Origin of the sequence: Bartonella sp. ML69XJBT (genome assembly GCF_028618515.1) — a bacterium.
In the GTDB taxonomy this organism is placed as follows: Bacteria; Pseudomonadota; Alphaproteobacteria; order Rhizobiales; family Rhizobiaceae; genus Bartonella.
On the sequence record NZ_JAQITB010000126.1, the window covers coordinates 1 to 1,122 of the forward strand.

At 44.8% G+C, this 1,122-nt stretch carries 1 protein-coding gene; it reads right to left on the reverse strand.

The genetic code is table 11. The features are described 5' to 3' along the window. Positions 1-6 precede the first annotated feature (6 nt). Positions 7-1,122, reverse strand: a 1,116-nt coding sequence (gene tuf / locus PVV68_RS10475; RefSeq protein WP_273722221.1) for an elongation factor Tu, incomplete at its 5' end; no start/stop codon positions are given.

The following is a 1,122-nucleotide window of genomic DNA, read 5'->3' on the forward strand; positions in this document are numbered from 1 at the left end:
CATTACTTACTCAATGATCTTAGAAACGATACCGGCACCAACAGTACGACCACCTTCACGAATAGCAAAGCGAAGTTTCTCTTCCATAGCAATAGGAACAATCAATGAAACATCCATCGCAACATTATCACCTGGCATAACCATCTCCGTACCTTCTGGTAGCGTCACAATCCCTGTAACATCAGTGGTGCGGAAATAAAACTGAGGACGATAATTCGTAAAAAAGGGAGTATGACGACCACCTTCATCCTTTGTTAAAATGTAGGCCTCTGCTTTAAAGCGGGTATGAGGGGTAACCGAACCAGGTTTTGCCAAAACCTGCCCACGCTCAATTCCTTCACGATCAACACCACGAAGCAGTGCCCCAATATTATCACCTGCTTGACCTTGATCCAAGAGCTTACGGAACATCTCAACACCGGTAACCGTTGTCTTAGAAGTCGGACGAATACCGATAATCTCAATTTCTTCGCCAACCTTAATAACACCACGCTCAACACGACCCGTAACAACCGTTCCACGTCCTGAAATGGAAAAAACATCCTCAATCGGCATCAAAAATGGTTGATCAACAGGACGCTCAGGTGTCGGTATATAATTATCAACTTCACTCATCAAAAGACGTACCGCATCTTCCCCAATGCTTTTATCTTTATCTTCAAGTGCTGCCAATGCAGAACCTTTTACTATCGGTATCTCATCTCCTGGAAAATCGTACTTCGACAACAGCTCACGCACTTCAAGCTCAACAAGCTCCAAAAGCTCTGTATCATCAACCTGATCAACCTTATTGAGAAAAACAACAATTGCTGGAACACCCACTTGCCGTGCCAACAAAATATGCTCACGTGTCTGAGGCATCGGACCATCAGCAGCGGAAACAACCAAAATCGCACCATCCATCTGGGCTGCTCCCGTGATCATGTTTTTCACATAATCCGCGTGTCCAGGGCAATCAACATGCGCATAGTGCCGCTTTTCTGTTTCATATTCAACATGCGCTGTAGAAATGGTAATTCCACGAGCGCGTTCCTCTGGCGCTGCATCAATTTGGTCATAGGCTTTAAATTCACCAAAATATTTCGTAATCGCTGCTGTCAAAGAGGTCTTCCCATGATCAAC